The sequence below is a fragment of the Methylobacterium sp. C25 genome (assembly GCF_021352225.1).
Taxonomy (GTDB): domain Bacteria; phylum Pseudomonadota; class Alphaproteobacteria; order Rhizobiales; family Beijerinckiaceae; genus Methylobacterium.
In genome coordinates this window covers 1-24,745 of the sequence record NZ_JAAUVI010000016.1, presented here as the reverse complement: position 1 = coordinate 24,745, position 24,745 = coordinate 1, and the positions used below count along the sequence as shown (strand labels likewise).

Here is a 24,745-nt window from a genome sequence, read left to right as displayed (position 1 = left end):
GCCGCGCGCGCTTTGCTTTTTGCGGGAAGCCGCGCCAAGAGACCGAAAACCGAGGATCCCGGGCCCGTGCAGACCTTCGACTCCGACGGCGTGACCATCGCCTATATCGACGTTCCGGCGAAAACGGAACCGGGCGATCCGGTCCTGCTCATCCACGGCTTCGCCTCGACCCATGCCGTGAACTGGGTGAATACCCTTTGGGTCCGCACGCTGACGGAGGCCGGCTACCGGGTCGTCGCGCTCGACAATCGCGGCCACGGCCAGAGCGAGAAGCTCTACGATCCGGAGGCGTACCGAACCGACGTGATGGCCGGAGATTCGCTCCGCCTGCTCGACCATCTCGGCATCGAGCATGCCGACGTGATGGGCTACTCGATGGGGGCGCGGATCGGCGCCATCCTCGCCCTCGACCATCCGAGCCGCGCCCGCTCGCTGCTGATGGGCGGCCTCGGCCTCTACATGGTCGACGGCAAGGGCGGCCTGCCGGACGGCATCGCCGAGGCGCTGGAAGCGCCCCCCGGCACGCCGGCGCCGAACCAGACGGCGGCCGCGTTCAGGGCCTTCGCCGAGCAGACCAAGAGCGACCTGCGCGCGCTCGCCGCCTGCATCCGCTGCTCGCGCCAGCGCCTGTCGCGGGCCGAGCTCGCGCTGATCGAGACGCCGACGCTGGTCTCGGTGGGCACCCTCGACACGATCGCCGGCTCGGGGCCTGGACTTGCCGCGCTGATGCCGAACGCGACCTCTCTCGAATTGCCGAACCGCGACCACAGCACCGCCGTCGGCGACCGCCTGCATCGCCAGGGCGTGCTCGACTTCCTGGCCAAGCGGGCCTGAGCGATCGCGCAGCTCTCGGGTTCCGCACATTGTGGGAACGTTCCATCGGCCGCCTATTTCTCGAAAAGCGGCCGAGGCTCCGCGACAGGGGAGGGAACGATGGCTAGAGCAATCCTGAGGCTGGCGATCGTCGGACTCCTGAGCCCGATCCTGCTGGGACATCGTGCAGTGGCAGCTGAATTACCCAAGATCGCCGTCGTCGCGACCGGTGGCACGATCGCCATGAAACTCGATCCCACAACCCATGCGCCGGTGCCCGCGCTGTCGGGCGAAGACCTCGTTTCGGCGGTGCCGAAGCTGAAGGACATCGCCACCATCGCGGTGACGGAGTTCAGCAACGTTCCGAGCGACTATATGGGACCGGACCGCTGGCCGGCGCTGTCGCGCAAGGTGGACGAGATCCTGGCCGATCCGGCGATCCGGGGCGCCATCGTCCTGCACGGCACCGACACGCTCGACCAGACGGCCTATTTCCTCGATCTGACGGTGAAGAGCGACAAGCCGGTCGTGCTGGTCGGGGCTCAGCGCAACGCGTCCGACTGGGACGCGGACGGTCCGCGCAATCTCCTCAACGCCGCGCGCCAAATTCTGGCCGATGGCGCGGTCGGCGCGGGCGTGACCGTTACCCTCAACCACCGCATCAACGCAGCTCGCGAGGTCCGCAAGACTCACACGAGCAACGTCGAGACCTTCAACTCCGGCGATGCGGGCATCCTGGGCTACGTCGACGAGGATCGCGTCGTCTTCAGCCGCAAGTCGTTGCGGCGGCAGACGCTGCCGCTTCCCGACCGCATGCCGAGGGTCGATCTCGTGTCGATGTATGCCGGCGCCGACGGCAGCCAGGTCCGTCACGCGGCCGAGACCGGCGCCGAGGCGATCGTGGTCGAGGCCTATGGCTGGGGCAACATGAATGCCGAGATGCACGACGCCATCGCCGAGGTGATCGCCAAGGGTGTGCCGGTCATCGTCGCCACCAAGGTCTATGACGGCCGCGCCCTCCCGGTCTACGGATTCAAAGGCGGCGGCAACACGCTGCTGAAGGCCGGCGCCGTGTTCGCGGGCGATCTCACCCCGGACAAGGCGCGAATCCTGACCCTCGTCGCGCTGCCCGCGACAAAGGACCGGGCAGCACTGCAAAAACTGTTCGACAAGTAGCCTCGGGGCACGGCTCCGAGCAGGTCTGCGGACGGTACTCGCACGAGAGCCCACGCGCGCATGAAACGGATCGGTCCGCGATCGACACGCTGACCGGGATTGTTGCCGGGACGCCGGTCACCGCCGCCCGTGACGACCTGAACGGCGAAGCGAAGAACGGACCGCCGCCGGCTGCTCGACAGGACGCACTCCTCCTGCCTAACAGACGCATCCAAAGAAGATTGACCGGGAAGCGACCGTTGGACGTCACGCAGATCAGCCATCACGACCTCGATGGATACGGCGCCTGCCTCGTCGCAGGGCGCCTCGCCGAGGTGAAGCGCGTCGTGCACGTCCCGCGATACACCGATGTCGGCGCGGTGCTTCAGGCAGAGGGCGCGCGGCTGGCGAAGGCCGCCGCTCCGGAGCTGCTCCTGGTCACCGACCTGAGTCTTGAGGCCGACGCGGTCCAGTTCATCAAGGGCTTCGCGGCTGCCAACCTGAAGCGCCCAGAGGAACGACGCCATCGCTTGGTGGTTCTCGACCACCACACGTCCTCGACCGAGCATCTGGCCGCCAAAGGCCTGACGACCACGTCGACGGACGAGGCCGGAACGCTTTCGGTCTACGACACCGGCGATCCTCTGATCCATGTTGCGATCGATACCGGTCGCTGCGCGACCTGGATGACCTTCGAGCATCGCCACCTGATCTCCGATCGCGTGCTCGACGCCGCGCTCGAGGCGCATCTCGGCACGCTCGTCGCTGCGATCGACGCCTATGACATGTGGCGAAAGGCCGATCCGGCGTTTCGACAGGGCGTTCTCGTCAACGAGGTGCTGTGGGAGAGTTCGTCGGCCTACGTGCCGCCCGGCCATCCGTGGCACGACCGCTTCGTCGACGAACTCCTGATGGCGGTCGCGGCCGAGTTGCAGACCGGCTCTCCGCCGGCGGAGATCGAATTGAGGATCCCGGCGCTTCGAAGAAGCGTGGTCGATGGGCTGTTGTCGCAAGAGCCGGACGACGACCGGTCCCTCACGATGCGGGCAAGGCTCTATGCCGCCCTGTCTCGATCTCCCGATCTTTTCCGGAGCCTCTCCGACGGGACCAAGCTTTCGTTCGGGCTCGACGGGGGCGTTTTCCAAGCGGTCTCCGACCACATCATGGAGCGCGGAGACGCGGAGCGCGTCATCAACGCCGCCCGCGGTGGAGGTATGTCCTTCCGGTCCAGGAACGGCACGGCCCTCGAAGCAGCCCGAAAGTTTAGGGGCGGCGGACACGCCGATTCCGCCGGCGGAAAGCTGCCCAATGGGAGCGCCTTCTCCCTCGCCGACGCGGCCGCTCAGATCGAGCCGATTCTCTGCCCGCCGCCACCGAAGGAAGGCGACAGCCCGTTTGCCGCTCTGAAGAATTGGAAGAGCTGAAGCCGCCCAAGTCGCGAAGGCCTGCTGCTATCCGGCGACGCTTCGAAAGCGGGGCCGTTCACGCCGTTGCAGTTCCGACGTCGAAACCCACCGCGTATCGAAGGCCAGCCTCACGGTCGGAGCTTCGCGAAATCACCAGGATCACCGACCGACGGAAACACAGTTGACATCAGATTTCGACCACTGGGAATTGCGCCCCTACAACGCATGCGAGCATGCGAAATGACCCGATATCGCCAGCCGATCTATTCAATATGCGCCCGCAATCGACAAAATCTCTGCCAGAATATGCTGAGCAAAATCTCGATCCACATGCTGCGAAGGACATTATATTCGCATCAAGATTCGCGTGGGCCACGTTTTCGTCTCAATCGCCCCATCGTATTCCGACAGTTTCATGACGGGGGCGTCCATGAGTGAGTTTCGTCGGTTTCTGATTGCGCCATCGCTGGCGAGGTTGATCCGCAAGGAGCGCGGCGGCTCGAAGCGCACGGAAGGCTATTTCGCGCCGCAAGCCGGTCGTGTTTCGTTCGTTCGGATCGAGGGTGCGGATTGTCATCTCGTCCTGACCAGCACCGACGCCGAGGGGAAGACGACCGAAGAGGTGACCGAGGTGCCGCGTTCGCATGGCGACGCGTTGCTCGACGTCTGCAAGGCGCAGGTTACCTGTGAACGGATGACCGTCTCGGTCTCCGGGCAAGAGGTCCTGATCGATCGCTACGTCTCGCCGGCCGGCCTGGACGTCATCAGCGTGGGCTTCGACGAGGCCGACGCCGCCAAAGCGTTTGCACCGCCAGTCTGGTTCGGCGTCGAGGTAACGGACGAGCCAGCCTACCAGCCTGCTGCCATCGCGATCGAGGGAGCGCCGGCACCAAGGGAGGTTGCGCCGAGCAACGCCGCGCTCGACGCCGTCCTCGATCTGCTGGAGCCGCGCTATGGGTTCGGAAGCCTCAACAGACCACGCGTAGCTGCCTGAGCCGCGCGTCGCGCCGGCTGCCCCGACGCATCCGCTCGCGAATGACCCCGGGACCCATCGGATGGCGATCGTCCAGCTCTCACTGTTTCCGTGACGGCTGCATCAACCGGTCGATCGCCAGTTCGATCGATCGGCGACCCGAGTACTGGATCATGTGGCCCTGACCCGGCAGGATCTTGAGCGAGCTGCCGGTGATGTCGCCGTGAAGGCGCCGCGCCTGCTCGTCCACATCGACGACGACGTCCGCATCGCCGGTCAGGATCGCAACCGGCAGCCTCAGATGAGGATAGGAATCCTGCAGGCGCGCCGCGGCCGCGTTCATGGTCGAGGCGTCCTCCGCCGAAGCGCGAAGCTGCGTCCGTCCCATTGCGATCTCGACGGGGAATTCGGCCTCGAACCGAGGCGGCACGCGTTGGGGACGAAAGACATGACGGAACGACTGTGCGGCAAGCAGACGGTTCATTGCCGGTCTCGTCATCGCGCGGGCAGCGTCACCGAAGCCCGGCACAGCAAGCAGCTTCGACAAGGTGACGTCGGCTCGCCGGCCCGGATAGTAGTAGCCGGATAGCAGAACCAGGCCGCGCAACTCCCGCCAGGCACCGCTTGCGAGGGCCAGGGCGACCAGCGTCCCCCATGAATGCCCTACGACGAGGGGTCGGTCGACCTTGAGGAGCGCCAGCACCTTATGGATGAGCTCGGCCTGCTCCATCGCGGTCCAGATCCGGGCGCGCGGGCGGTTCGTGTAACCGAAACCCGGTCGGTCGATCGCGATGACCCGGTATCGATCGGCGAGGCGCTGGATCAGGCCGCACACCAGGAAATCCTCGGCCATCGTTCCGTTGCCGTGCAGCAGAACGACCGGTCGCCCCTTGCCACGCGCGATGTAGTGCACGCGCAGAAAACCGATCTCGAGGAACCGTCCCGGAGCCTTCGGAGCCGGCTCCGGTCGAGACCTCTTCACCGACGGGGTCCCAAGGGGAGAGGAAGGCCGCGGAGCCTTCCAGACGCCCTTCAGAAGCTTGGAGGCCTGCGATGTCGCGCGGCGAGCCGCGCGCTTCGAGTGCCGTAGCGTCGGGAAGAACAGCATGAGAGCCCCGGTCGATACAGGCGCTGACGACGTCGGTCAGGGCGGTCGCCTACGCGGAGATAGGGCAATCGATCGGCGATCAACGGTGGGTGTCGTCACGCCGATCCATCACTCCCATTCGAGCATGGGCGGATCTCCGGCAGCCGCAGATCGTTCTACTCGTGATCGACGCCGAGGAGGCACATCATGTCGGATCACGTCTACAAGATCGTCGAGCTGGTGGGTTCGTCCCCCAACTCCATCGAGGATGCTATCCAGGGTGCGGTGAGCCGCGCCAACCAGACGATCCGGAATCTCCGCTGGTTCGAAGTCGTCGAGACACGCGGGCACATCGAGGACGGCAAGGTCCACCACTATCAGGTGACGCTCAAGGCCGGCTTCACGATGGAGGGCAGCTGAGGATCCCGCTTCCGATGAGCGCTGTCCAATGCCTCCTGCTGGTCGCTTTCCTGGCACCGGTCCCACCCATCCGGCCGGAGCCGCAGCGAACACCGCCGGGCTGGCTCCCGGGCTTCTTCATGGCGGCCTTGGTCTTCATTCTGGTCGCCCCAATGGTCGCGATCTGGGGCTTTCACCGACCGGAGGCGAAGGCTCGGATTCAGTGTACGGCGTCCGGCGGGAGGCTGATTCACGCCTCGGGGGCCGTCGACGGACCGCTCCGGTGCAGCAACCCCTGAGGCTGGGGGTTCACGACCGCCATGATGCGGCAAGATCCCTACGCCACAGCGAAGCCCCCTGGAGCGCGGGCGGCACTGCCCACATCCGACTGACGCAACGCAAGCACCGGAGGTGTTGGCGCCGATGCCCTGCGCGTTGGCTTGGACTGCCGTCCTCGGGTCGCACTCGCCAGAAGGAGCAGCGCGGTCAGGGCCGCGTACTCGTCGGCATGGCACCGACCGCGCGACGCAAGCTTAACCGGTCGCTTACCGAAAGCCGCCAGTTTGATCCTCCATCCCAGCGAAGAGGACAGCATGACCGGCACGACCGACACGGTAGGCGTCGCGGGCGATCGCATCCGCTCCATCATCGAACGCATCGAGCGGGTTGAGGAGGAGATCAAGGATCTCATGGAGACCAAGAAAGAGATCTTCGCCGAAGCGAAGGGCGACGGTCTCGACGTGAAGGTGCTCAAGGAGATCCTGAAGCTGCGCAAGCAGGACAAGGACGAGCGCGACGAGCAGGAGACGCTGCTCGAGGTCTATCTGCGCGCCATGGACGCGCCCGCCCCGAAGCCGATGGCAGAGGCTGCGTAGCAGCAGTCATCCATTTCGTGTCTTCGCGGATCGACATCCGCGAAGACACTCCCATGATGTGCAAGATCCGGTCGCCGGGCGTTACATGTCGACCGCTTGAGCCATCGCAGAAGGCACTGCAATGGACGCCCAGATGTCCGCACGCGTTCAGGAAGCCGTCGTGCATGCGCGACGGCGCGCAGAGACCTACAAGCCGCCTGTCGACAAGGATGCGCTGGCGTGGCGCGTGATCGAGGTTTTCGACGACCGCGTGCGCGGCTACGTCGAGCGTGATCGACGGATCGAGGACGAGCGAGACCGCGTTCTGATCGCCGCCGTGAAACTCGCCGAAGCTGACGCGGACGAGGAAGCCGTCGTCGAAGCGGCGCGCAAGCACCTCGTCGATGCGATCGACTATCTGGAACAGGCCGTGCTGCGGTTCGGCGTCCCGAGCGGTCGCCGAACCCGATAGGACAGCCAAGGCTTCGGTTGGCCGCCGACGGATTGCGAACAAAAGGAGAATGAACCATCGTCGCCATGGGCTGACAGATGATTCGAGACCGTGCCGGCGACCGCTTACCTTGAGACGCTCAATCCCCGCCAGCGGCAGGCTGTTGAACACGGAATCGCTGAGCGCGACACGACGCCGGGATCGCCACTTCTGGTTATTGCCGGTGCCGGTTCGGGCAAGACGAACACGCTGGCGCACCGGGTCGCGCATCTGATCGTCAACGGCGCCGATCCGCAGCGCATCCTTCTCATGACCTTCTCGCGTCGTGCCGCAGCCGAGATGACGCGCCGTGCCTCGCGCATCATGCGGATCGCCATAGGCGACAAGGCCGATGCGATGTCGGACGCACTCGAATGGGCGGGCACTTTCCACGGGATCGGAGCGCGGCTGCTCAGGGAGTATGCCGAACAGATCGGGCTGGACCGTGCCTTCACCATCCATGACCGGGAGGATTCAGCCGACCTCATGAATCTCGTTCGCCACGAGTTGGGGTTCTCGAAGACTGCGAACCGGTTTCCCACCAAGGGCACCTGCCTTGCGATCTACTCGCGCTGCGTCAACGCCGAGATGCCGATCGAGGAGGCCCTCAAGACCTCGTATCCCTGGTGCGCGATGTGGGCGATCGAGCTCAAGCAGTTATTCGCGGCCTATGTCGAGGCGAAGCAGCAGCAGAGCACGCTCGATTACGATGACCTGCTGCTCTACTGGGCGCAGGCTGCTTCCGATCCAGATCTCGCCAGCGACATGGGCGGCCGCTTCGATCATGTGTTGATCGACGAGTACCAGGACACCAACCGTCTCCAGGCCTCGATCTTGTTGGCCCTCAAGCCGAGCGGCCGGGGGCTGACGGTGGTGGGCGACGATGCCCAGTCGATCTACTCGTTCCGGGCAGCGACGGTGCGCAACATCCTCGACTTTCCGGCTCGCTTCATTCCGGCCGCCGACATCGTCACGCTCGATCGCAACTACCGCTCGACTGTGCCGATCCTCGACGCGGCCAATGGCGTGATCGGGCTCGCCTCGGAGCGGTTCACGAAGAACCTCTGGACCGATCGGATCGCCATTTCGCGCCCCCGTCTCGTCAGCGTCCGCGACGAGAGCGGGCAGGCCGACTACATCGTCGAGCGTGTCCTGGAGAACCGGGAAAGTGGGTCGACGCTCAAGCAGCAGGCCATCCTGTTTCGGACCTCGCACCATAGCGGTCCTCTCGAAGTCGAACTGACCCGCCGCAACATCCCATTCGTGAAGTTCGGTGGCCTGAAGTTCCTCGAGGCAGCCCACATCAAGGATCTGCTGGCGCTGCTGCGCTTCACCGAAAATCCCCGCGACCGCGTTGCCGGGTTTCGCGTTCTGCTGCTGATGCCTGGCATCGGACCGACATCGGCAAGGCGTGTGCTGGACCACGTCGCCGCGTCACCCGATCCCGCTGGCGCCCTCCGCGATGCGCCCGTTCCGAGAAGCGCCGAGGCGTGGGACGCATTCGTCGAGATGATCTCGGACCTTCGTGGCGGCCGTGCCGGATGGCCTGCCGAATTGCAGCGGGCTCGTCTCTGGTATGAGCCGCATCTCGAACGCATCCACGAGGACGCCGAGGTCCGGCAGCTCGATCTCGTCCAGCTCGAGCAGATCGCCGGCGGCTATCCGTCTCGCGAGCGCTTCCTCACGGAGCTGACCCTCGACCCACCGGATGCGACGAGCGACCAGGCCGGCGTGCCCCTGCGTGACGAAGACTATCTCATCCTCTCCACCATCCACTCAGCCAAAGGCCAGGAGTGGAAGTCGATCTTCTTGCTCAACGTCGTCGATGGCTGCATGCCGTCCGATCTCGGCACCGGCACGAGTGCCGAAATCGAAGAAGAGCGACGCCTGCTCTACGTCGCGATGACGCGCGCCAAGGACGACCTGCACCTGATCACGCCCCAACGCTTCTTCACCCACAAACAGAGCGCCAGGGGTGACCGGCACATCTACGCGCAGCGGACACGCTTCATTCCGAATGCGCTTCTGCCTTTGTTCGAACCATCGGTCTGGCCTGCCGCCCCACTCGGCGGGAGCGTCGCGCCATCACCGCAGCCCGTCAAAATCGACCTCCGCAGTCGTATGCGGAGCATGTGGCAATAATGGAGAAGATCGACACGGCTTCAATGGCAGCTACGACGCCCGGCACCGCACGCCGGCCGCCCTCGGCCAGCCGTAATAGGTCGTTTTCGCGCGAACCTCTTCGCCGACGGGGATCGCGCCAACGGACACCGTGGTCGTCTCCAGGACCGAGCCATCCGGTCTGGTGAAGTCGCAGAGTACGATGACGTCCCTAATCCGGTCCAGAGCGAGGTTCCGGAGAACCATCAGCGCCCGTTGGGGTTCGTGGGAGTCCGAAGGGACGGCAAGCTCCGTTTCCACGAGGATCGTTCCATCCGCTGCCGGCGACGCAGCGCCGCCGGTCACGGCGCCTGCAAGCAGCATCACGCTCAGCAGAGCTTTCGTCATCACCTTGGACACACCGCACTCTTCTCTCATCGACGAGCGAGCATGTAAGGAACTATCGGACGTTGCGCGAAGTCGGCCTCAATCTCCCGAGCCCGTATCTCGGCAAAGTTGACCTTCTCAGCCAGGGTCGGATCGCTCCCCCGGCTCGGGCCTTCTCACTGGTGGGGACCGGGGGGTTGCCTCGCATGACGTTCGATCCTTCGAGAACCGTCAGAACCCCGCGCGCCAACAGAAATGGCGCCTGGGATCAGGCAACTCGGGAACGGTAGCGAACGTCAGGTTGGGCTTAGTGTGAAGCGTGGTAGCGAGGGAGGGATTTGAACCCCCGACACAAGGATTATGATTCCTTCTGATCGCCATTTCAGGGCCGATTCGAAGGAACGGGATCTTTACAAAGTCTGCATAAGATCCAGACGATTGCCCAGATCCCCTTCGCGGCCGACTCGGACGGCTCCGGTTTGGACACGCGACCCAGATGCGACCCAGACGATGACACAGCTCGCAACGGTTGGCAAAGCCACGAAGATCACCGTGGACGTGCTCAAGCTTGTCCTTCGCGATGTCGGCGGACCAGAAGCCGAGCAGCGCGACCCGGACTGTCCCGGGCTGGTTCTGAGGGTCCGTCCGCGCTCGGGAGCCCGCTGGTCCTACAAGGGACGGCTCCACGGGCGCGAGAAACGATGGGATCTCGGACAGGTCGTCGCAACACGAGACAGTCTCGCCGATATCCGTGGGCAGGCCGCACGCATCCGGGAGGCCCTGCGAAAGAACATCGATCCCATGGCGGCGACGTTTGAGGCGCCTCCGATCGTCAAGCCGCCGGCATCCTGGGACTGGGAAGCGGGAGTCGAGGCTTTCCTCGCCCAAATCCAACGGACGCGGAGGCCAGACACCCTCACGGACTATCGGCGCATCCTCCGGAATACGAAGGAGCTGAACGTATTCCACGGGCGCCCCCTCGCCGGCATCGAGCGCGAGGAGATCGCCGGGGCTATCCGCATCATCCACGAACGGGGAGTAGAATCACACGCGGCCCACGTTCTGCGGGTCGTTCGTTCCTTCTGGACCTGGCTGTCCGAAGACGGCCAGCGCAAGCGGTCGCTGGTCGAGCCTAACCTGCTCTATCGCCTCCGACCGCCGGAGAAGACCCGCAGCGAAGTTGGCGATCGTCTGGTCTCGCGGCCCTCGGTGGCGTCGTCGGGTCGAAAAAGGGCCGCACCGAAGCTTCCGACCCCGGAGGCCCTCGGGCGAACCCTGGCCATCGCCGAATCGGGCGCGCTCGACCAGTACGTATCCTGGGCGATCGGACTGCTGCTCTACACGGCGCAACGCCGTCGTGCGATCATGGGCGCCTTCACGGAGGACTTCAGCTGGATCGATCCGGACGCTCCTGCCGGAACCGTCGTCTGGAACCTGCCTCCGTTCTACCGCAAGACCGGCCGCACCCGCGGAGCCGCAGTGCCGCATCGACTCCCGTTGACCGGCTCGGCCGCCGAACTCGTGCGCATCCTCCAGAACGAGGAGGACGTCTGCAGGCCGCGGGCGGAACATCGGTACTGGCTGTTTCCCGCCCGGTATCCGAAAAACAAGGTCGTGAAGCGCAAGTCGCCGACGCTCGACCCCGGCGTGCTGAATCATAATCTGCTGGCCTTTCCCAAGGTCGAGATCAGCCCCCACGGGATACGGCGCGCCTTCTTCACCTACGGAAAGAAGCACCTGGGCTTCACCCGGGACGATGCGAAGCTCGTCCTCGACCACAACGAAGGTCGACCGTCGGACGCCACGGCGGCCTACGACTGGGACGAGGAGATGAACCGCAAGCTTGGCATGCTCGCCAAATGGGGCGAGTGGCTCGACGGACTTCGCGATGCCGCCATCGCGGCCGATCCGATGCTTCGCGAGGAGAACAAGGAACAGCTGGCGGAGCGCATCCGGGGGAACCGATATCGCAAGAAGGGTATCGTGAAGGACGTCCTGACGGGCTTCGGAAGCCGCGTCGTGAACTACGACGAGGATGACGATGCGCCCGACGATTGCGAGTTCTGAAGCCACCCGCTGACGATCGTCGGGCGATTTGCCATGTTCGACAAAGTGACTTGCGATCTCGATCTGGCATCGACAATCCGCTCTCTCAAATCATTGCCAAAATCATTGCCAAAGTAATTTCACTATATATATCAGATATTTAACACACAGAGCCACATGCTAACCCTGACTCATCATTCCGGTCCGGCGCAGGGGGAAGCATCCTGACGCGACGTCCTTCCAGCCGGATCCGTTCCTTTCCGGTTCCTTTCCAAGCCCGCCCGTGCCCGCCGGTTCATTGCCATGGCAATGAAACCCGCTCCTTCGACAGGGAAGGAATGGCGAGCGCGGAGACCGGAGATGTCGGGCCGGCGCCGCCGCGTGCGACCGCCCCCCGATCCGGGCGATGCGGCCGCGACCGCTCCGACGCGGAGGCGTCGACGGGGCCGATCGGATTCGGCGCGGATGGCGCGGGCGAGAGACATCGCCGCGGACGGCCGGCCTAGCGTCGCGGTGCCGCCGCGTCCCCCTGCCGCGCGGAGCCGGACGCGTAGCGCGCACCGAGCACGTGGTGTCGGTTCAGGATGCGCAGGATGTTCGCCGGATCGCGGTGCCGACGCTGTCTGTCCCTGCTCGACATCCGGTTCGCGCTGCCCCGGGACGTCAGATAGGCGAGCAGATCGTCCTCTACCCGCGCGCTGTAGAGCGCCGACTGGAATGTCCGCGCCGCCGCCGCCATGAGGTCGCGCGTCTTGCGAATGTCCACCGGAAGGTCGCGGTTCGCGCGGAGCGCCTGGAACATGGCCTGCGCCAGATCGTCGGCGGCCGGACCGGTCCCGGGGATGCCGGACCAGAGATTGCAGGAGGCCTCGCGCGGTCCGGTGAACCGCGCCAGATGGGCGTCGAGCGCGTCGCAGGCCGGAGCCAACAGCGGGATCTCCCGCGTCACGTCCTGCAGGACGATGCCTCTCCTGTCCGGAAACCGGATCGTCCTGATCCCGTTCGCCTGCCGCAGATCATCCAGGCCGATGGCGCAGACCTCCTCGGCCGTCGCGCCAGTGCAGATCAGAATCGCGGAGGCGGCCGCGAACTGGAGCGGGTCCGCCGATCCCACCGCCAGGCCCACGAAGCTCCGTTCCGAGATCAGGAATCGTGCCGTGACCGGGTCGAACGGCGTCCAGCGCGCCTGCTTCCACCGCGCCGCGTTCATGCGCCGCGCGCCGCACGGGCCGCTTCCGCGATGCGCTCCGGCGCCCTCCCCAGGTCGTCGCCGAAGTTGTCGGGCATCCTGGCGAACGCCTCGACCACGATCCTGTGCGATTCCAGGCTGTGCGCGCCGTAGACCCTGCTGAGCGTCCGCACGCTCATTCCGAGGTAGTCCGCGGCGATCCAGATCGGAACTTCAAGATCCTTCATCCAATGCGCGCAGGTATATCGAAGGGAATGGGGCCTGAGAGCCCGATCTCCGAACCCCGCGTCACGCATGATCTCCCTGAAGGTGGTGTACATGTAGGACTGATAAGGAAGTCCGTTCGCATGATGCAGGACATGAAGACATTGGATACTGGCGTCGTCGTCTCGCCAGCGCTTCAGATATTCCTGGAGCTTGTATGGAATCTTGCACGGCGTACGACGCTTCTTCGTATCGGGCTCCTTGTCGCCCTTCCTATGAAGCGTCCGGAGATCGTCGCTGACGTAGCCGGCGGAGTCGTTTCGGTGCCAGCGCAGCCGGAGCGCGGCGTCGTGGCGGGTACCGGTGAAGGCTCCGATCAGGATGAAGCGGGCGATGCCGAGGCGCACCCTGGCCTTGTTGTGGTTCACGACGGGCCTACCCCGGGTGTCGCGATGCCAATCTTCCGTCTGCGGATCCCAGGTCTGTCCTTCGCAGGCCAGGAGCACGCGCTCGAGTTCGCCCTGGGTCAGCCAATCGCCCGGTTCCACACCGGCCTTGGGCACATAGACGCGGCGCGTGATCTGAAGATCATGGACGCTCGCGAAGTCCCGGATCGCCTGCCGCAAAGTGTTGAGTTCGCTCCTCGCCTCAGGGACGCCCACCGTGGGTGGTTTCGTCGGATCGCCGCCCTGGTTTCTGCGTTCGAGCGGCTGCCCAAGCCTCGAAGTGACGTATTCCCCGCATGACATCTGGTTGATGTGCGCCAGCGACTTTCCCTTCCAGAACGCCCTGAGCGCCGTGATGTTCTTTCCCTCGGTCACCTGCGGCCTCCGGTTCCTGCGTTTCGCGGAAGCCTTCGCCTTGTCGACCCGGATCTTGAAATGAATATCCAGGGTATCGTCGATCAGAATGTCCTCCAGAGTCCTGGCAGGCTTGACCGAAGACGAACCGAGTGCCTTCTCGCGAATATATTTTTTTAGCTCAAGATCCGCTGCGATTTGGTCCGGATCATCGGCGACGGCAATCCCGGTGCTCTTTTGTTTTTGTCCATCGATGATGTACCAAGTTCCCCGATCCGTATCGCCGCGAGATCGAGCCCATAGATGAGGTTCCCCACGCTTCTGCACCTTCGATCCTCATTGCATCCGAGACATAAAAATTAGCGACACGATCATGCATAGCCGGTGAACATGATTTCGAACTGTCTTGCTTTTTGATGTATAAATGAAATTCAGGATCGAATATTGATGTGATCGTACTTTATGAATTCTTAGCTCCCGCGAGTTTAGGCCTTCTCCCGCGCCGGACGGGGAGCCGCACTCCCTGCGTCTGCCGAGCTCTAGCGGCGATATCGGATCGACCCAGGAAAGGGGCGACGCGCACCGCGATCAGCTGCTCGATCGATGATGGGGTCGTGTAGATCCGACCGGCGATGCGCGTGATCGCAAGGTCTCCCGAGCGAATGGCGGTCCGTAGCGTTTTGACCGTGAGCGGTCCCGCGGGAAAGAACAGTCCACATGCCTCCTCGAGCGACATCAATTCGTCCGCCGACCATTGCGAGCGCGAACTTCGGAGCTGGATGCGTTTCGGTAGCATCCTGCCAGCGGACTCGGGTCGCCCGTCGTGCGTGAAGGTTCCGACGATGCCGCTAGTCATCGCAAACCGGCGTCCACGTCAGTCTGCTGGATGTGCTGGCGCCTCCGGTCACGAAGGCTGTCGCCGCTCCGAGACTGTCGAACCTCACCATCGACGAGACGAGGAGCCACTGGCTCGACAGGGGTGTAAGAACGCGGGTCAGCGTGAGTTCGCGTCTTCGTGCGAGCAACCACCTCGCGGTCGACCTGGTCTCGGACAGGATCGAGGATCCCGGCAGGAGGACAACCTCGCCGCCGCGCACCGAAACGGTCGCGTGGGCGCCGCGGTGCCGCATCTCGAGGTGAACCCAATCGGGGGCATGCTCTTCCACCCCTCGCGGTGCGCGCGGAGACCGGGCGGATATCGGGAGCCGAGGAGGCGTGGTCGCGGCGACCAGACCCGGTCGGACGAGTCGCAGAAGGGTCCGCATCTCCTCGAGCAGGGCTCTGGCGGCGGTGACGTCGTGCAGACCGCCCGTATGCCTTTCCGCGTCGTGGCGGTTGGCGATGCGGGCAAAGCCGTTGTGTCGTATTTCGTCGAGGAGAAGTCTCTGAAGAATGAGCCTAATCGTGTCGTTCATGGCACCGGGGCCACTAAATGCGACGATTTCCCAACAGAAGTCGCAACGTTGGTCCGAAGCGTGGGCAGCCAGGCGTTCCTGGAGAGAGCCTCCCTCTCCGACGATGGCCTGGCGGCCCTCCGGTTGCTCTTCGTCGATCCCGAGTAGGACGTAGACCCCTGGCCCAAGCAGAGACGGCTCGAGCAGCATCGCGCCCACGGATTCGATCGGACAGGCGTGAAGGACAACGGAACCTGGGGCGAGTTCGATGGAGATGAACCCGTCCAGACCCGTACCGCGCAGGATTCCTCGGAACGCGCGGGGCCAGGAAGAGGCCACGTCCTCACACATGACGGTGCGGTCCGTAAGAACCGTCGGCAGCCTTGCGGATGCAACGATCGCAGAGGCCCCTCTTATTGAAGAGACATGTGAGACCAGGCACGGCGACGCATTTCAATGCGGCCTCCACTCCGGACAGCCATCTGCTGATTGCTGACCTGGTCATCTTTCCGCCTCGACGGTCGAGGTCGCCGTCATGCGATCGGGCCCCTTGAGAGATGTGATCAAAATCGTATCGACCTCGGTTTCCGTAAGAGCCCGGCGCTCAAGGAGTATGTCGGCGAGCAGTTCGAGTTGCCTCCGTCGCGTTTCGACGATGGCGGTCGCCCGCTCGAAGGCCCGACGGATTTCAGATTCGACGAGAGCATCGAGCCGGGCAGTCGACCGGCCCGGACCGCGCACGGAGAGCCAGGATCCGAGCCCCCATTCGGCGTGCATCGATCTGGCGATCTCGGTCGCCCAGGCGAGGTCGGAGGCCGATCCTGCGGAGGCTTCGCCGGTCATCGCGACCTCCGCAGCTCGGCCGGCCAACGCGGCCGAAAGCAAGGCGCGGCACGTCTCCCGTGTCGCAACCTCGGGGGTTCCGATGCGGGTGAAGCCGCCAGCAACTCCGGAGAGGGGGAGGAGCCCGATGTCGCCGACCGAAATGCCGAGGGCATGGGCGACGATCGCGTGGCCGGACTCATGGATCGCGGTCCGGCGCTCCGTTTCGGGGTTGGCGGTGGTTCGGCCGTCGCCCAAATCCGCGAGCAGATCCGCCATCGTCAACTGGCGCTCGGCCTGCCGCGCGGTCCCGCGAGCCCGTCGGACGACGGCCGCGCAATCTGCAGCGCTGCTGCCGAGCATTCGCCGGGCGATCGTGCCGAGATCCTCGCCGGAGAGCTCGTCCTCGAGGTGGAAGCGCAGGATCCCGCGGAGATCGTCGAAGCCGGGCAGACCGATCTCGATCCGCCGGTCGAACCGACCGGAGCGGAGGATGGCGGGGTCGATGGCCCGGATGTTGTTGGTCGCGGCGACGACCAGGACGCCCTCGCGATCTACGACGCCGTCGAGGCATTCGAGCAGGCACGTGACCGCCTGCCGCCAGTACTGGGCATACGCATCCCCGAATTTTTCCCTCGTTCCGAAATTGTCGATCTCGTCGATAAAGGCGATCGCGGGCGCGAGTGCCCGAGCCTGAGAGAAGAATGTGCGCATGCTCTTCAGCAATGAACCCAGGTGTCCGTCGCCAGCAGCCTGCCAGAGGGTCAGCGAACCTGCGACGAACGGCAAATTCGCCTGTGATGCCAGAGACTTGGCAAATAGTGTCTTGCCGGTGCCGGGTGGGCCGAAGAGGAGGATTCCGCGCTCGATCCGGGACCAGGGCAACCCGCTCCTGTAGGCGTTGAGATCACGGGCGATCCCCATACCGATCTCCCGGGCCGCGCCGTAGCCGGCGAGGTCGGAGAGCCGCGGAACAGCGACCTGCGTCGTGAGACGGCTCTGCGTGAGGTGCTCGAGACGCTCGATGCATCCGTCCGCCCCCCGATCGCGATGGAGCGCCAGGCGGATGTCGTCGAGGTCGAGGAGCCGCATCAGCTCGGCAGGCAAAGTTTTCTTCGGACGGGATCCGGCGACAGCCGCGACGACGAGGGCGAGAAGGTCGGCATCGAGAGGGCAGGCGACGAGCCTGTGGTCGGCGGCCCGGAGAACGGCGGGCGGGAGTTCCCGACAGGGTTCCCTCGCGATCGCGACGACAGAACTCATGTCGCCGATCGATGACAAAGCGTCCTTGCTCTCTTTTTCAGAAATCCTCGAGGGGCCGGCGAAGACGCGGACCGGAGCAGCCGAGCGCTTGCGAGGGTCCGCGCCAATGAGGGCCTTGGAAAGCTTGTACCCGCCCGCTTCGACCTTCGGCGGCAGGCGTGCGGTGGTGAGGACGCATTCCCGGACGGCGCGGCCGAGGGCCGCGGCCCAGTCGTCGTCGGCCGCCTCCACGACGATCACGACCGGGCCGGCGTCGAGGAGCTGCTCGATCAGGCCGGGGACCCGGCCCAACGTCGCGCCGATGACGGCGCTTGCTGCGGCGGCGGCCGGACCGAGGGGTCCGCAACGGCGTCCGTCGGCTGCGACCAGGGCTCGCTTCCGCAGCTTCAGGAAGAGGCGGGCGCCATCGACGGCTGGCGACCGGGCGATCCGAGGCCCGCGCGTCATGGCTGGTCTCCGCCGTGATCGGGACGAAGCAGGCCGGGCAGGGCGATCGCGAGCAGGCGAATGATCTGGTCGGCTGCCTCCGATCGGGGGGCGAGCGGGCGAACCGATTCCTTGAACAGAAACGTCAGATGCGGGCGGGTGCGCAGGAGACGGGCGATTGCGGCGGTGGCGTCGGATCTGTCGCGGGTATCCGACGGCAGCCCACCGACGACGAGCAGGTGCGAGAGGCTTCGCCAGCCCGGCCGCATCGATCGGCCGATCATCGTCACCTGCCAGGATGGCGTCGTCGTCATGCGGACCGTCGTCTTCGCGGCCTCGACGCGTCCGACGAGGAGGCAGATCGCGCGGCAGTCGCTCGGGCAGACCCGGAGAAGCCGGTCGAAGGAGCCGACCCTCGCGCTGCCGATCCACGGTCCGCCGTCCGTAGACGCGATCCGGACGGCGAACGACCGGAGCCCGTCGCCCGAGAGGTGCACGTCGTAGACCCCGGGGACGCCGCGGATCCGCGGCGGGCGAGCCGTTCCGATCTCTCTGGCATGTCGCAAGGCGAGGCGGATGGCCGTTTCAGGCGTGATCAGGCGGCCGGCTGCAAGGGCCTCGAGCCGGCGGATCGTCTGGTCGGCGACGCCGACGAGGGTGTCGAGGCGAACGGCGAGATGGGAGCGCGGACGCGGGGGTGAACGGCGGCGTTCGAGCTTACGATGGAGAACCTCGGCAATGCCGGCGACGCTGTCCGGGCCGGCCGGTGACAGGCTTTCACCCGAGGGGAAGGCGACGACGGTGCCGGTCATGTCCTCACGCCTCCGCATCGGGGAGGGGCAGGGCGGCCGGGGCGACGACGAGGCCGGCTTCGCGCCTGGCGCGGAGACGGGCGGTCTCGTTGAGGAGCCCTCTCGGGGTCGCGACGACGACGCGTTTTAGCTCGCGCTCCGCCAGGTCCCTCAAAGCGAAGAGGCGGGTCCGAAGGTCTGGTCTCCTGAAGACGCGGCTTGTCGCGACAAGGATCGTGATGCGACCGGTAACCCGCCAGACACCGGCATGGATGAGGCCTTCCGGCTCCAGGACGCGGTAGCCGGCAAGGTGCCGCAGGTCCGTAAAGTCGAAGGTAACCGCGTCCGGGATCTCGACGAGGAAGTGCTCGAATCTTTCCGCGAGAGCGGCGCGTTCCCGCGCAAGGCGGCGGGCACGGCACTCTGCATCGCTCATACCGGCATGGCGGCGCGTGGCGCCGGTCGCGCAGATCGACATGGCTTGACCCTCAGGCCGCCATATCGCGGCGGCGTTCGACGGTGGATCGAAAGGGGGGCGCCGCATCGCGCGGCCTGGGGCCGGGTGCGCGTCAGGTCCGGATTTTCCCGGCCGGGTCGTCGCGTCCGAATATTCAGGCGGCTTCGGACGCGCGGTTTGCCGTCTCGCCCTCCGCAGATCGCGCTCGGGTCGATTCGACTTAATGATGTTGCAGTCTACCAGTCGACTTCGTCAATTGCCGGCGGCTGTGGATGGATGTGGACATCGCTCGCCGAACGCCCGGCGGTCGATCAAGCCTTGCCGTTGGCTCCGCCGTCTACGGACGACTTCAGGAATAGTCCGATACCGTCGGGCGTCCCGACGAGCACCATGCCGGCTTCGGACAGGGCCTGAACGATGCGTTCGACCGTCCCGTCGCGTGGAAGTCGCCGGCCGGCCTCGAGGTCGGCGATCGTGCGCGGGGCAACGGCAGCACGGCGGGCGAGGTCGTCCTGTGACCAGCCCAACATGGCGCGCGCGCCGCGGACCTGCCGGGCGATGTCGGCGTCGGATCGATCGGCGAGGCGGACCCGCGTCACGGTGGTTTCGATCCTTCCTGAAGGAGCGGAATCGGAGGTCTTCGTTCCTTCGAAGCCGCGCATTCGGTCGAAAGATCCCGCGTTCCGAGCATCCTTCGGAAATTCGATAATGGCAACAGCATGAGTGGCTTGAGTGCCTGCCGTCCGGCAGGACGGGGACGAAGGAACGGCGCTTTCGGGGACTCGTGACAGCAGGTAGCGGGTCGTGCGACCCGCTACCATTCCGGGCGAATTCAACCCGTCCTTAATCAAGCCTGTCCGAGGAGGTCAGGAGGGAACCAAGGGGAGGGGGGAATGCCGCACAAATGGCAAGTCTACGAGACCGCTGACCGGCTTCTCGCGGCCGGGGATCGCGTTTCGCTGCGCAACGTGATCGCGGGTCTGCGCGGGGGCGGCTCGAACCGCGACGTGGGTCCGCTTCTACGGGAGTGGAAGGTCGAGCGCTCGTATCGTCCGGCACTCGCGTCCAAGGATCTTCCGGAGCGGTTCCAGCGCGGGCTGGCCAAGGCCGCCGCCGAGCTTTGGGCGGTCGCTCAAGGGGAGGCGGCACGGCTTCTCGAGGAAGAGCGCGTCAGGCTTGCGGCGGAACTTTGCGCGGCCGACGAGATCCTGCACGAGGCGTTGGCGCGGTTCGACGTCGCCGAGGCGGAAGCGGCGCGGCTGCGCGTTCTACTGGCTCGGTCCGAGGGGAGGGCGTCGATCGAGACGGGCGGGAGTCCGCCCGAGGATCGAGAGCGATCCGGTATCGTGCTCGACGGTGCCCATGCATTCTGAGCCGATCGGCATCGGGCAGAACGTCCCGTCACCCCGACGATCTCGGCGCCGGTCGCCTCAGTCCGAGACGGACCGGATCCGATCGATCAATTCATGGACGTCGAATTCGAGGATGTCGGCGAGCGCCAGCAGTTCGACGATATCGATGCGCCGACCGCCTCCTTCCATGGCAGCGACGACGGACTGGTAGCGTCCCAGCCTCTGGGCGAGTTCGGACTGCGTCATGCCCGCCCGTTCGCGATACGCGACGAGACTGTCGACGACCAGCCTGTGCCGTTTCGTATGGGAAGACTTGGCCATCGGGCCGCCAGCATGAGTAGAAGCCAGCGGACCAGCTAGACCGTATTTCTGATTACCTAAAAAACAGAATATCTGATAATAAGAAGGTCTTGGCACGACTCGAACCATCGAAAAGGCACCGGGTGGCGTCATGACGATCTGGTTCACATCCGATCATCACTTCGGCCATCGGAACATCATCGACTACTGCAAGCGTCCGTTCGGATCCGTCGAGGCCATGGACGAGGCCATGATCGCCCGCTGGAACGCCGTGGTAGGCGTCGACGACGAGGTCTGGCATCTCGGCGACTTCGCATACCGGTGCGGACCGAACAGGATGGCGGAGATCTTCCATCGTCTTCATGGTCGGGCGCTGCATCTCGTCCGGGGAAATCACGATCGAAAGCGCACTCTCGCGTTGCCCTGGGCTTCGACCCAGACCTCGGCCGAGATCGTCGTCGACGGACGACGGCTCGTTCTGTCGCATTACGCGTTCAGGGTCTGGAACGGTTGCCTGCGCGGCAGTTGGCATCTCTACGGCCACAGCCACGGCGAGCTGCCCGGGACAGCGGCGTCCTGCGACGTGGGGGTGGACGTCTGGGATTTCCGGCCGGTAGCGATCGATCAGATTGCAGCCCGCCTCTCCGGTACGGAGTAGGGGGCCTATGGGATCCGGCAATGGTCGCGATGCCTGACCCCCTCGAACTTCTCGCCTCCGCGATCGGCTCGAAGCTTGTCATTGATGACGAGTACCTGCGGCCGTCATTCTTCGATCCCGGTTCCCCCTTGGAGAGCGGGCCGCTCGCCTCGGAGATGCAGGCGATCGCCAAGGGCCGCGAACCCACAGATGCAAGCCTCGCCGGCGCGCCGATCCTCGACGATTGGTGGCAAGTCGCGCATCCGTTGTGGGGGCATGTCGTGCTGCTCGGCCGGGTGACAGGCCATCCCTTGCTCGGCACCGCAAACATCCACACGAGTGCGCTCCGAGCCCTAGCCCTCGATCTCTCATGGGCGCGCACGACGTCGCGGCTCTGTCGGCTCGGCATACCGCGCCTCGCAGGAGCGCCACCGAGCACCACATGCTACTTCGAATGCGCAAGGCTTCCTTCAGCTACCGGACGGTGAAACCATGACGGACATCCCCTATCGGAGTGCCCTGATCATAGGAGCAGGGTCCGGCATCAGCGGATCCCTGACCCGCCTTCTCCGATCGGCCGGTCTGCCGGTCGTCATTGCCGCGCGGAACACCGACAAGCTGACGCCGCTCGTCGAGGAGACGGGGGCCATCGCCCTGAAGGTTGATGCGAGCGATGCAGCTGGGGTCGAACGCCTGTTCGACGAGACTGAAGTGCGGATCGGTGCACTGGAGGTTGTGGTCTACAACGCCAGCGGACGGGTGCGCGGCCCTATCGCGGACCTCGACCCCGGAGAAGTCGAGCGGGCCGTGGGGGTCTCGGCACTCGGCGCGTTCTATTCGGTGCAGCAGGCGGCAAAGCGCATGCTCCCGACGGGCAAGGGCGCGATCCTGCTGACCGGAGCGACCGCCGGCGTGAAGGGCTTCGCACTGTCCTCGCCCTTCGCGATGGGCAAGTTCGCGTTACGGGGTCTAGCGCAGAGCGCGGCGCAAGAACTCGCCCCCAAGGGCATCCACGTCGCGCACGTCGTGGTCGATGGGCGGGTCCGGCCGACAGGTCAGGAGGAATCCGAAGAGCAGCCCGACAGCTCTCTCGATCCCGATGCGATCGCCCGAACCTACCTCGATCTGCTTCGGCAGCATCGAAGCGCTTGGTCTTGGGAGATCGAGATCAGGCCCTGGGTCGAAAGCTTCTGAGCCGCTGGGCTAATGGCTCGTCGCCCTATTGCGCTTCGAGTGGCGGACGAAAACTTCGCGCCCATCCTGGCCATTCGGGATCGCTACGCGACAGCCAGAAACCGGACGTTCCAAGACCCAGCCGTTCAACCGCCATGGGTGGGAATCTGCTAGGCCGCTTTCGGGCGCAAAAATCAATAAGCGGACATTCATGGCCCGGCAGGAACTGGCCGGAAGCAGACTGGCTGCTTTCAAGTGTTAGATGCAGGAAGGCAGACCTCTGGCTTGCGATCTTTGAGACGGCAGCGCCGTGAGTCGATAAAGAAAGATCAGCCCTGCACTTCCAATACAGCAACGATGTCGGCAGGACTCGCAACGGTGTTAAACACGCCTCCCTATATGGTCACCATCTTGAGCGCTGCCTCGTGAATTATGGCATCCGTCGCGGCAGTGGCATCCCGCGGCCCTGCTCAGAATCCGAAAGGGGATCTCGATCAACCCCGCAAGGTCGGCCAGGAGCGTGGCGACCAGCCCCGCTATGTGATGCGGACCAGCGCTTTCACGCGCGCCAGCCTCAATCCGTATGCCACCACTGGAGTTTTGACTGCGGGCCTAGCAGTTGCCGCGGCGCTGATCCTCGCAACGCGTCAAACGATCAGCGTTCAGAAGAACGAAGGCGTCGTCTTTCGTGACCGGTAAAAAAAGGGCGTCGCAGCGCGACGCCCTTTCTGCATGACCGCTATCAGGCGCCGTTGCTGTCTTCGACGTTGATCTTCACGGCGATCTTCGACAGCAAGGTGTCGGTCTTCTTTTCTTCCTGCAGCGTCTCATCGAGCAGCTTGGCAGCGTCGTTGTAGCCAAGTTGGCTGGCCCAGGTCTTGAGCGTCCCATAGCGGGCGATTTCGTAGTGCTCGACGGCCTGAGCACATGCGGCAAGGACCGCGTCGGCGGCTGGCGTATCGCCGAAGTCCTCAAGATCCTCCTCCATCTCGGAAACGATGCCCTGCATGGCTTCGCAGGTCTTGGCGCGCGCCGGCTTGCCGATGATCTCAAAAACCTGCTGGAGCCTCTCGACCTGGATGGCGCTCTCGTCAGCGTGGGTCTCGAACGCCTGCTTCAGCTCCGCGTGCTGCGCGGCCTTCGCTGACTTTTTCAGCGCTTTCACCGACTGCTTCTCGGCGTAATAGACATCCTTGAGCGTCTCGTAAAAAGCGTCGGGTAGGGTTTTTTCTTTTGTGGCCATAGGGTTCCGCCTCAATTCAATCGGTACACGGTCGTGCTCGAATGTGGCCCACGCCACACCCTCGATGGGGCAAGTACCGCGGCATCGGATCGGTTCATTGCGTGGGACCGGGCGTTATCTGCGGGGACGCCAGTGACGGCCAACAACCCTGTGCCGGCCGCACGGATGGACGTGGAGGAGTCTTAAAACCGATCGCGGGAACCAACCGGTTGCCGGTGGCATTCGCTGCCACACGCGGTTGACGCCAAAGAAACGAACGGGTTGTTGGGCGGATATGGGCGAGTTGATCCGACCGGACTTCGGCCAGGGGCAAGACACAGAAACGGCGGCAAAACACGAGGCGCTGTCGTTCTTCGGACAGGCGGCCGGCTATGCAATCGCGCTGGTTCGCGATGTGGACGAGCGTGGCAACGCGGTGCTGCAGGTCGTCGTGGGACTGGTCGATGGCACCGACGCGCAGGCGGTTGCAACGCTCCCGTCAACGGCGGCCGGCGAAGTCGATGGCACCATGATCGGCACGGCAGTCCTGAAATCGTTCGAACTGATTGAGGCTCACGGCAAGGCGCCTCAAACGCAATATAACGATCACAAGTTTTCTTTGAAAGAACGATTGCACTTGCCCTGGAAACATCCGCTCAGGGAGGCGTTAGCCGCTCACACGTTTGTGAGGGGACCAGTATGGCCGATCTATCCGATACCCACCGGAGTCCGGTAACACCTGCGGAAGATTTGAGAACAATTGCCCTGCATCACATCTCTTGGGGAGCAATTTTTGCCGGCGTCTTTATCGCGCTGATCCTGCAATTGATCCTCAACTTGTTGGGCCTGGGCCTTGGTCTCACCAGCATCAGCGCTACGGAAGGCACCAACCCGTCCGCCAGCACGGTCGGCATCGGTGCAGGCCTGTGGTGGGTGATCTCCGGGATCATCGCCGCAGCGGCTGGCGGCTACACCGCCGGTCGCCTGTCCGGTAAGCCAGTCGAG

The 24,745-nt window shown here is 64.7% G+C and carries 26 protein-coding genes, 1 tRNA gene and 1 pseudogene; 16 read left to right on the top strand and 12 right to left on the bottom strand.

Going from position 1 to position 24,745, the window contains the following annotated elements:
- Window positions 1-66 precede the first annotated feature (66 nt).
- The 4 genes from HCU64_RS23430 to HCU64_RS23415 all read left to right on the top strand — a co-directional run bounded on the left by HCU64_RS23430 (window position 67) and on the right by HCU64_RS23415 (window position 4,368).
- Window positions 67-834 (top strand): alpha/beta fold hydrolase, encoded by a 768-nt coding sequence (locus tag HCU64_RS23430; protein WP_233386799.1) that lies wholly within the window; start codon window positions 67-69, stop codon window positions 832-834.
- Between the two features lie 99 nt (window positions 835-933).
- Complete coding sequence (locus HCU64_RS23425; protein WP_267922627.1) at window positions 934-1,989, top strand: asparaginase; 1,056 nt, start codon at window positions 934-936, stop codon at window positions 1,987-1,989.
- 239 nt (window positions 1,990-2,228) lie between these two features.
- Window positions 2,229-3,392: a dimethylmenaquinone methyltransferase gene (locus HCU64_RS23420; protein WP_233386798.1), complete on the top strand. Its 1,164-nt coding sequence runs from the start codon at window positions 2,229-2,231 to the stop codon at window positions 3,390-3,392.
- A gap of 412 nt (window positions 3,393-3,804) precedes the next feature.
- A complete protein-coding gene (locus tag HCU64_RS23415) occupies window positions 3,805-4,368 on the top strand; it encodes a hypothetical protein (RefSeq protein ID WP_233386797.1) in 564 nt (187 codons plus the stop codon).
- Between the two features lie 79 nt (window positions 4,369-4,447).
- Here the strand turns inward: HCU64_RS23415 and HCU64_RS23410 are convergent, their stop codons facing one another.
- Window positions 4,448-5,329, bottom strand: a complete 882-nt coding sequence (locus HCU64_RS23410; RefSeq protein WP_325170019.1) for an alpha/beta fold hydrolase — start codon at window positions 5,327-5,329, stop codon at window positions 4,448-4,450.
- A 312-nt stretch (window positions 5,330-5,641) separates the two neighbouring features.
- Here HCU64_RS23410 and HCU64_RS23405 point away from each other — a divergent pair, with 312 nt between their 5' ends.
- From HCU64_RS23405 to HCU64_RS23390, 4 genes are all read left to right on the top strand, one after another.
- Complete coding sequence (locus HCU64_RS23405; protein ID WP_233386795.1) at window positions 5,642-5,854, top strand: dodecin; 213 nt, start codon at window positions 5,642-5,644, stop codon at window positions 5,852-5,854.
- Window positions 5,855-6,426: 572 nt separating this feature from the next.
- Complete coding sequence (locus HCU64_RS23400) at window positions 6,427-6,708, top strand: DUF2312 domain-containing protein (protein WP_233386794.1); 282 nt, start codon at window positions 6,427-6,429, stop codon at window positions 6,706-6,708.
- A 133-nt stretch (window positions 6,709-6,841) separates the two neighbouring features.
- Window positions 6,842-7,159, top strand: a complete 318-nt coding sequence (locus tag HCU64_RS23395) for a hypothetical protein (RefSeq protein WP_233386793.1) — start codon at window positions 6,842-6,844, stop codon at window positions 7,157-7,159.
- A gap of 90 nt (window positions 7,160-7,249) precedes the next feature.
- On the top strand, window positions 7,250-9,319 hold the full coding sequence (locus HCU64_RS23390) for an ATP-dependent helicase (protein ID WP_233386791.1): 2,070 nt from the start codon (window positions 7,250-7,252) through the stop codon (window positions 9,317-9,319).
- Between the two features lie 30 nt (window positions 9,320-9,349).
- Here HCU64_RS23390 and HCU64_RS23385 read toward each other — a convergent pair whose 3' ends face one another.
- Together HCU64_RS23385 and HCU64_RS23380 are read right to left on the bottom strand one after the other, a co-directional pair.
- A complete protein-coding gene (locus HCU64_RS23385) occupies window positions 9,350-9,697 on the bottom strand; it encodes a hypothetical protein (RefSeq protein WP_233386789.1) in 348 nt (115 codons plus the stop codon).
- A 287-nt stretch (window positions 9,698-9,984) separates the two neighbouring features.
- A tRNA-Met gene (locus HCU64_RS23380) sits at window positions 9,985-10,054 on the bottom strand.
- Between the two features lie 120 nt (window positions 10,055-10,174).
- Here HCU64_RS23380 and HCU64_RS23375 point away from each other — a divergent pair.
- Entirely contained in the window at window positions 10,175-11,731 is a 1,557-nt protein-coding gene (locus tag HCU64_RS23375; protein ID WP_233386787.1) for a tyrosine-type recombinase/integrase, read from the top strand.
- Window positions 11,732-12,212: 481 nt separating this feature from the next.
- On the opposite strand, the gene HCU64_RS23370 is transcribed toward HCU64_RS23375, so the two are convergent.
- The 7 genes from HCU64_RS23370 to HCU64_RS23340 all read right to left on the bottom strand — a co-directional run bounded on the left by HCU64_RS23370 (window position 12,213) and on the right by HCU64_RS23340 (window position 19,655).
- Complete coding sequence (locus HCU64_RS23370) at window positions 12,213-12,920, bottom strand: hypothetical protein (RefSeq protein ID WP_233386785.1); 708 nt, start codon at window positions 12,918-12,920, stop codon at window positions 12,213-12,215.
- Window positions 12,917-14,230, bottom strand: coding sequence for a hypothetical protein (locus tag HCU64_RS23365; protein ID WP_233386783.1), 1,314 nt, complete (start codon window positions 14,228-14,230; stop codon window positions 12,917-12,919). Before HCU64_RS23365 ends, HCU64_RS23370 begins: the two co-directional genes overlap by 4 nt.
- Window positions 14,231-14,751: 521 nt before the next feature.
- Window positions 14,752-15,648, bottom strand: a complete 897-nt coding sequence (locus HCU64_RS23360) for a hypothetical protein (RefSeq protein WP_233386780.1) — start codon at window positions 15,646-15,648, stop codon at window positions 14,752-14,754.
- A 150-nt stretch (window positions 15,649-15,798) separates the two neighbouring features.
- Complete coding sequence (locus HCU64_RS23355; RefSeq protein WP_233386778.1) at window positions 15,799-17,829, bottom strand: AAA family ATPase; 2,031 nt, start codon at window positions 17,827-17,829, stop codon at window positions 15,799-15,801.
- Window positions 17,826-18,620, bottom strand: a complete 795-nt coding sequence (locus HCU64_RS23350; protein WP_233386776.1) for a hypothetical protein — start codon at window positions 18,618-18,620, stop codon at window positions 17,826-17,828. Before HCU64_RS23350 ends, HCU64_RS23355 begins: the two co-directional genes overlap by 4 nt.
- A gap of 4 nt (window positions 18,621-18,624) precedes the next feature.
- Window positions 18,625-19,077: a hypothetical protein gene (locus HCU64_RS23345; RefSeq protein WP_233386774.1), complete on the bottom strand. Its 453-nt coding sequence runs from the start codon at window positions 19,075-19,077 to the stop codon at window positions 18,625-18,627.
- A gap of 290 nt (window positions 19,078-19,367) precedes the next feature.
- Complete coding sequence (locus HCU64_RS23340; RefSeq protein WP_233386772.1) at window positions 19,368-19,655, bottom strand: helix-turn-helix domain-containing protein; 288 nt, start codon at window positions 19,653-19,655, stop codon at window positions 19,368-19,370.
- Between the two features lie 294 nt (window positions 19,656-19,949).
- On the opposite strand from HCU64_RS23340, the gene HCU64_RS23335 reads away from it, so the two are divergent.
- Window positions 19,950-20,429, top strand: a complete 480-nt coding sequence (locus HCU64_RS23335) for a DNA-binding protein (RefSeq protein WP_233386770.1) — start codon at window positions 19,950-19,952, stop codon at window positions 20,427-20,429.
- A 57-nt stretch (window positions 20,430-20,486) separates the two neighbouring features.
- On the opposite strand, the gene HCU64_RS25480 is transcribed toward HCU64_RS23335, so the two are convergent.
- On the bottom strand, window positions 20,487-20,876 hold the full coding sequence (locus HCU64_RS25480; protein WP_233386768.1) for a helix-turn-helix domain-containing protein: 390 nt from the start codon (window positions 20,874-20,876) through the stop codon (window positions 20,487-20,489).
- On the opposite strand from HCU64_RS25480, the gene HCU64_RS23325 reads away from it, so the two are divergent.
- From HCU64_RS23325 to HCU64_RS23310, 4 genes are all read left to right on the top strand, one after another.
- Window positions 20,860-21,366: a metallophosphoesterase family protein gene (locus HCU64_RS23325; RefSeq protein WP_233386766.1), complete on the top strand. Its 507-nt coding sequence runs from the start codon at window positions 20,860-20,862 to the stop codon at window positions 21,364-21,366. The genes HCU64_RS25480 and HCU64_RS23325 overlap by 17 nt on opposite strands.
- A gap of 29 nt (window positions 21,367-21,395) precedes the next feature.
- Window positions 21,396-21,833: a DUF6634 family protein gene (locus HCU64_RS23320; RefSeq protein ID WP_233386764.1), complete on the top strand. Its 438-nt coding sequence runs from the start codon at window positions 21,396-21,398 to the stop codon at window positions 21,831-21,833.
- A gap of 4 nt (window positions 21,834-21,837) precedes the next feature.
- Window positions 21,838-22,539: an SDR family NAD(P)-dependent oxidoreductase gene (locus tag HCU64_RS23315; RefSeq protein ID WP_233386761.1), complete on the top strand. Its 702-nt coding sequence runs from the start codon at window positions 21,838-21,840 to the stop codon at window positions 22,537-22,539.
- 411 nt (window positions 22,540-22,950) lie between these two features.
- Window positions 22,951-23,217, top strand: coding sequence for a hypothetical protein (locus tag HCU64_RS23310; RefSeq protein WP_233386759.1), 267 nt, complete (start codon window positions 22,951-22,953; stop codon window positions 23,215-23,217).
- Window positions 23,218-23,260: 43 nt separating this feature from the next.
- Here the strand turns inward: HCU64_RS23310 and HCU64_RS23305 are convergent, their stop codons facing one another.
- Complete coding sequence (locus tag HCU64_RS23305; protein WP_233386757.1) at window positions 23,261-23,761, bottom strand: YciE/YciF ferroxidase family protein; 501 nt, start codon at window positions 23,759-23,761, stop codon at window positions 23,261-23,263.
- Between the two features lie 274 nt (window positions 23,762-24,035).
- Between HCU64_RS23305 and HCU64_RS23300 the strand changes: the two genes are divergently transcribed.
- Together HCU64_RS23300 and HCU64_RS23295 are read left to right on the top strand one after the other, a co-directional pair.
- The gene (locus HCU64_RS23300; protein ID WP_233386755.1) at window positions 24,036-24,476 is read left to right on the top strand and encodes a hypothetical protein; all 441 of its coding nucleotides are present in this window, start codon (window positions 24,036-24,038) and stop codon (window positions 24,474-24,476) included.
- Window positions 24,440-24,745: pseudogene (locus HCU64_RS23295) on the top strand (PhnA-like protein); the annotation flags it as partial. The gene HCU64_RS23300 and the pseudogene HCU64_RS23295, both read left to right, overlap by 37 nt.

Excerpts from the sequence above, each read along its gene's own strand:
- HCU64_RS23305 (WP_233386757.1), bottom strand. The coding sequence starts at position 23,761 with ATGGCCACAAAAGAAAAAACCCTACCCGACGCTTTTTACGAGACGCTC.
- HCU64_RS23320 (WP_233386764.1), top strand. The coding sequence starts at position 21,396 with ATGCCTGACCCCCTCGAACTTCTCGCCTCCGCGATCGGCTCGAAGCTT.
- HCU64_RS23350 (WP_233386776.1), bottom strand. The coding sequence starts at position 18,620 with ATGACCGGCACCGTCGTCGCCTTCCCCTCGGGTGAAAGCCTGTCACCG.
- HCU64_RS23315 (WP_233386761.1), top strand. The coding sequence starts at position 21,838 with ATGACGGACATCCCCTATCGGAGTGCCCTGATCATAGGAGCAGGGTCC.
- HCU64_RS23345 (WP_233386774.1), bottom strand. The coding sequence starts at position 19,077 with ATGTCGATCTGCGCGACCGGCGCCACGCGCCGCCATGCCGGTATGAGC.
- HCU64_RS23400 (WP_233386794.1), top strand. The coding sequence starts at position 6,427 with ATGACCGGCACGACCGACACGGTAGGCGTCGCGGGCGATCGCATCCGC.
- HCU64_RS23405 (WP_233386795.1), top strand. The coding sequence starts at position 5,642 with ATGTCGGATCACGTCTACAAGATCGTCGAGCTGGTGGGTTCGTCCCCC.
- HCU64_RS23425 (WP_267922627.1), top strand. The coding sequence starts at position 934 with ATGGCTAGAGCAATCCTGAGGCTGGCGATCGTCGGACTCCTGAGCCCG.
- HCU64_RS23375 (WP_233386787.1), top strand. The coding sequence starts at position 10,175 with ATGACACAGCTCGCAACGGTTGGCAAAGCCACGAAGATCACCGTGGAC.
- HCU64_RS23335 (WP_233386770.1), top strand. The coding sequence starts at position 19,950 with ATGCCGCACAAATGGCAAGTCTACGAGACCGCTGACCGGCTTCTCGCG.
- HCU64_RS23325 (WP_233386766.1), top strand. The coding sequence starts at position 20,860 with ATGACGATCTGGTTCACATCCGATCATCACTTCGGCCATCGGAACATC.
- HCU64_RS23300 (WP_233386755.1), top strand. The coding sequence starts at position 24,036 with ATGGGCGAGTTGATCCGACCGGACTTCGGCCAGGGGCAAGACACAGAA.
- HCU64_RS23355 (WP_233386778.1), bottom strand. The coding sequence starts at position 17,829 with ATGACGCGCGGGCCTCGGATCGCCCGGTCGCCAGCCGTCGATGGCGCC.
- HCU64_RS23395 (WP_233386793.1), top strand. The coding sequence starts at position 6,842 with ATGTCCGCACGCGTTCAGGAAGCCGTCGTGCATGCGCGACGGCGCGCA.
- HCU64_RS23360 (WP_233386780.1), bottom strand. The coding sequence starts at position 15,648 with ATGTGTGAGGACGTGGCCTCTTCCTGGCCCCGCGCGTTCCGAGGAATC.
- HCU64_RS23415 (WP_233386797.1), top strand. The coding sequence starts at position 3,805 with ATGAGTGAGTTTCGTCGGTTTCTGATTGCGCCATCGCTGGCGAGGTTG.
- HCU64_RS23310 (WP_233386759.1), top strand. The coding sequence starts at position 22,951 with ATGGCATCCGTCGCGGCAGTGGCATCCCGCGGCCCTGCTCAGAATCCG.
- HCU64_RS23370 (WP_233386785.1), bottom strand. The coding sequence starts at position 12,920 with ATGAACGCGGCGCGGTGGAAGCAGGCGCGCTGGACGCCGTTCGACCCG.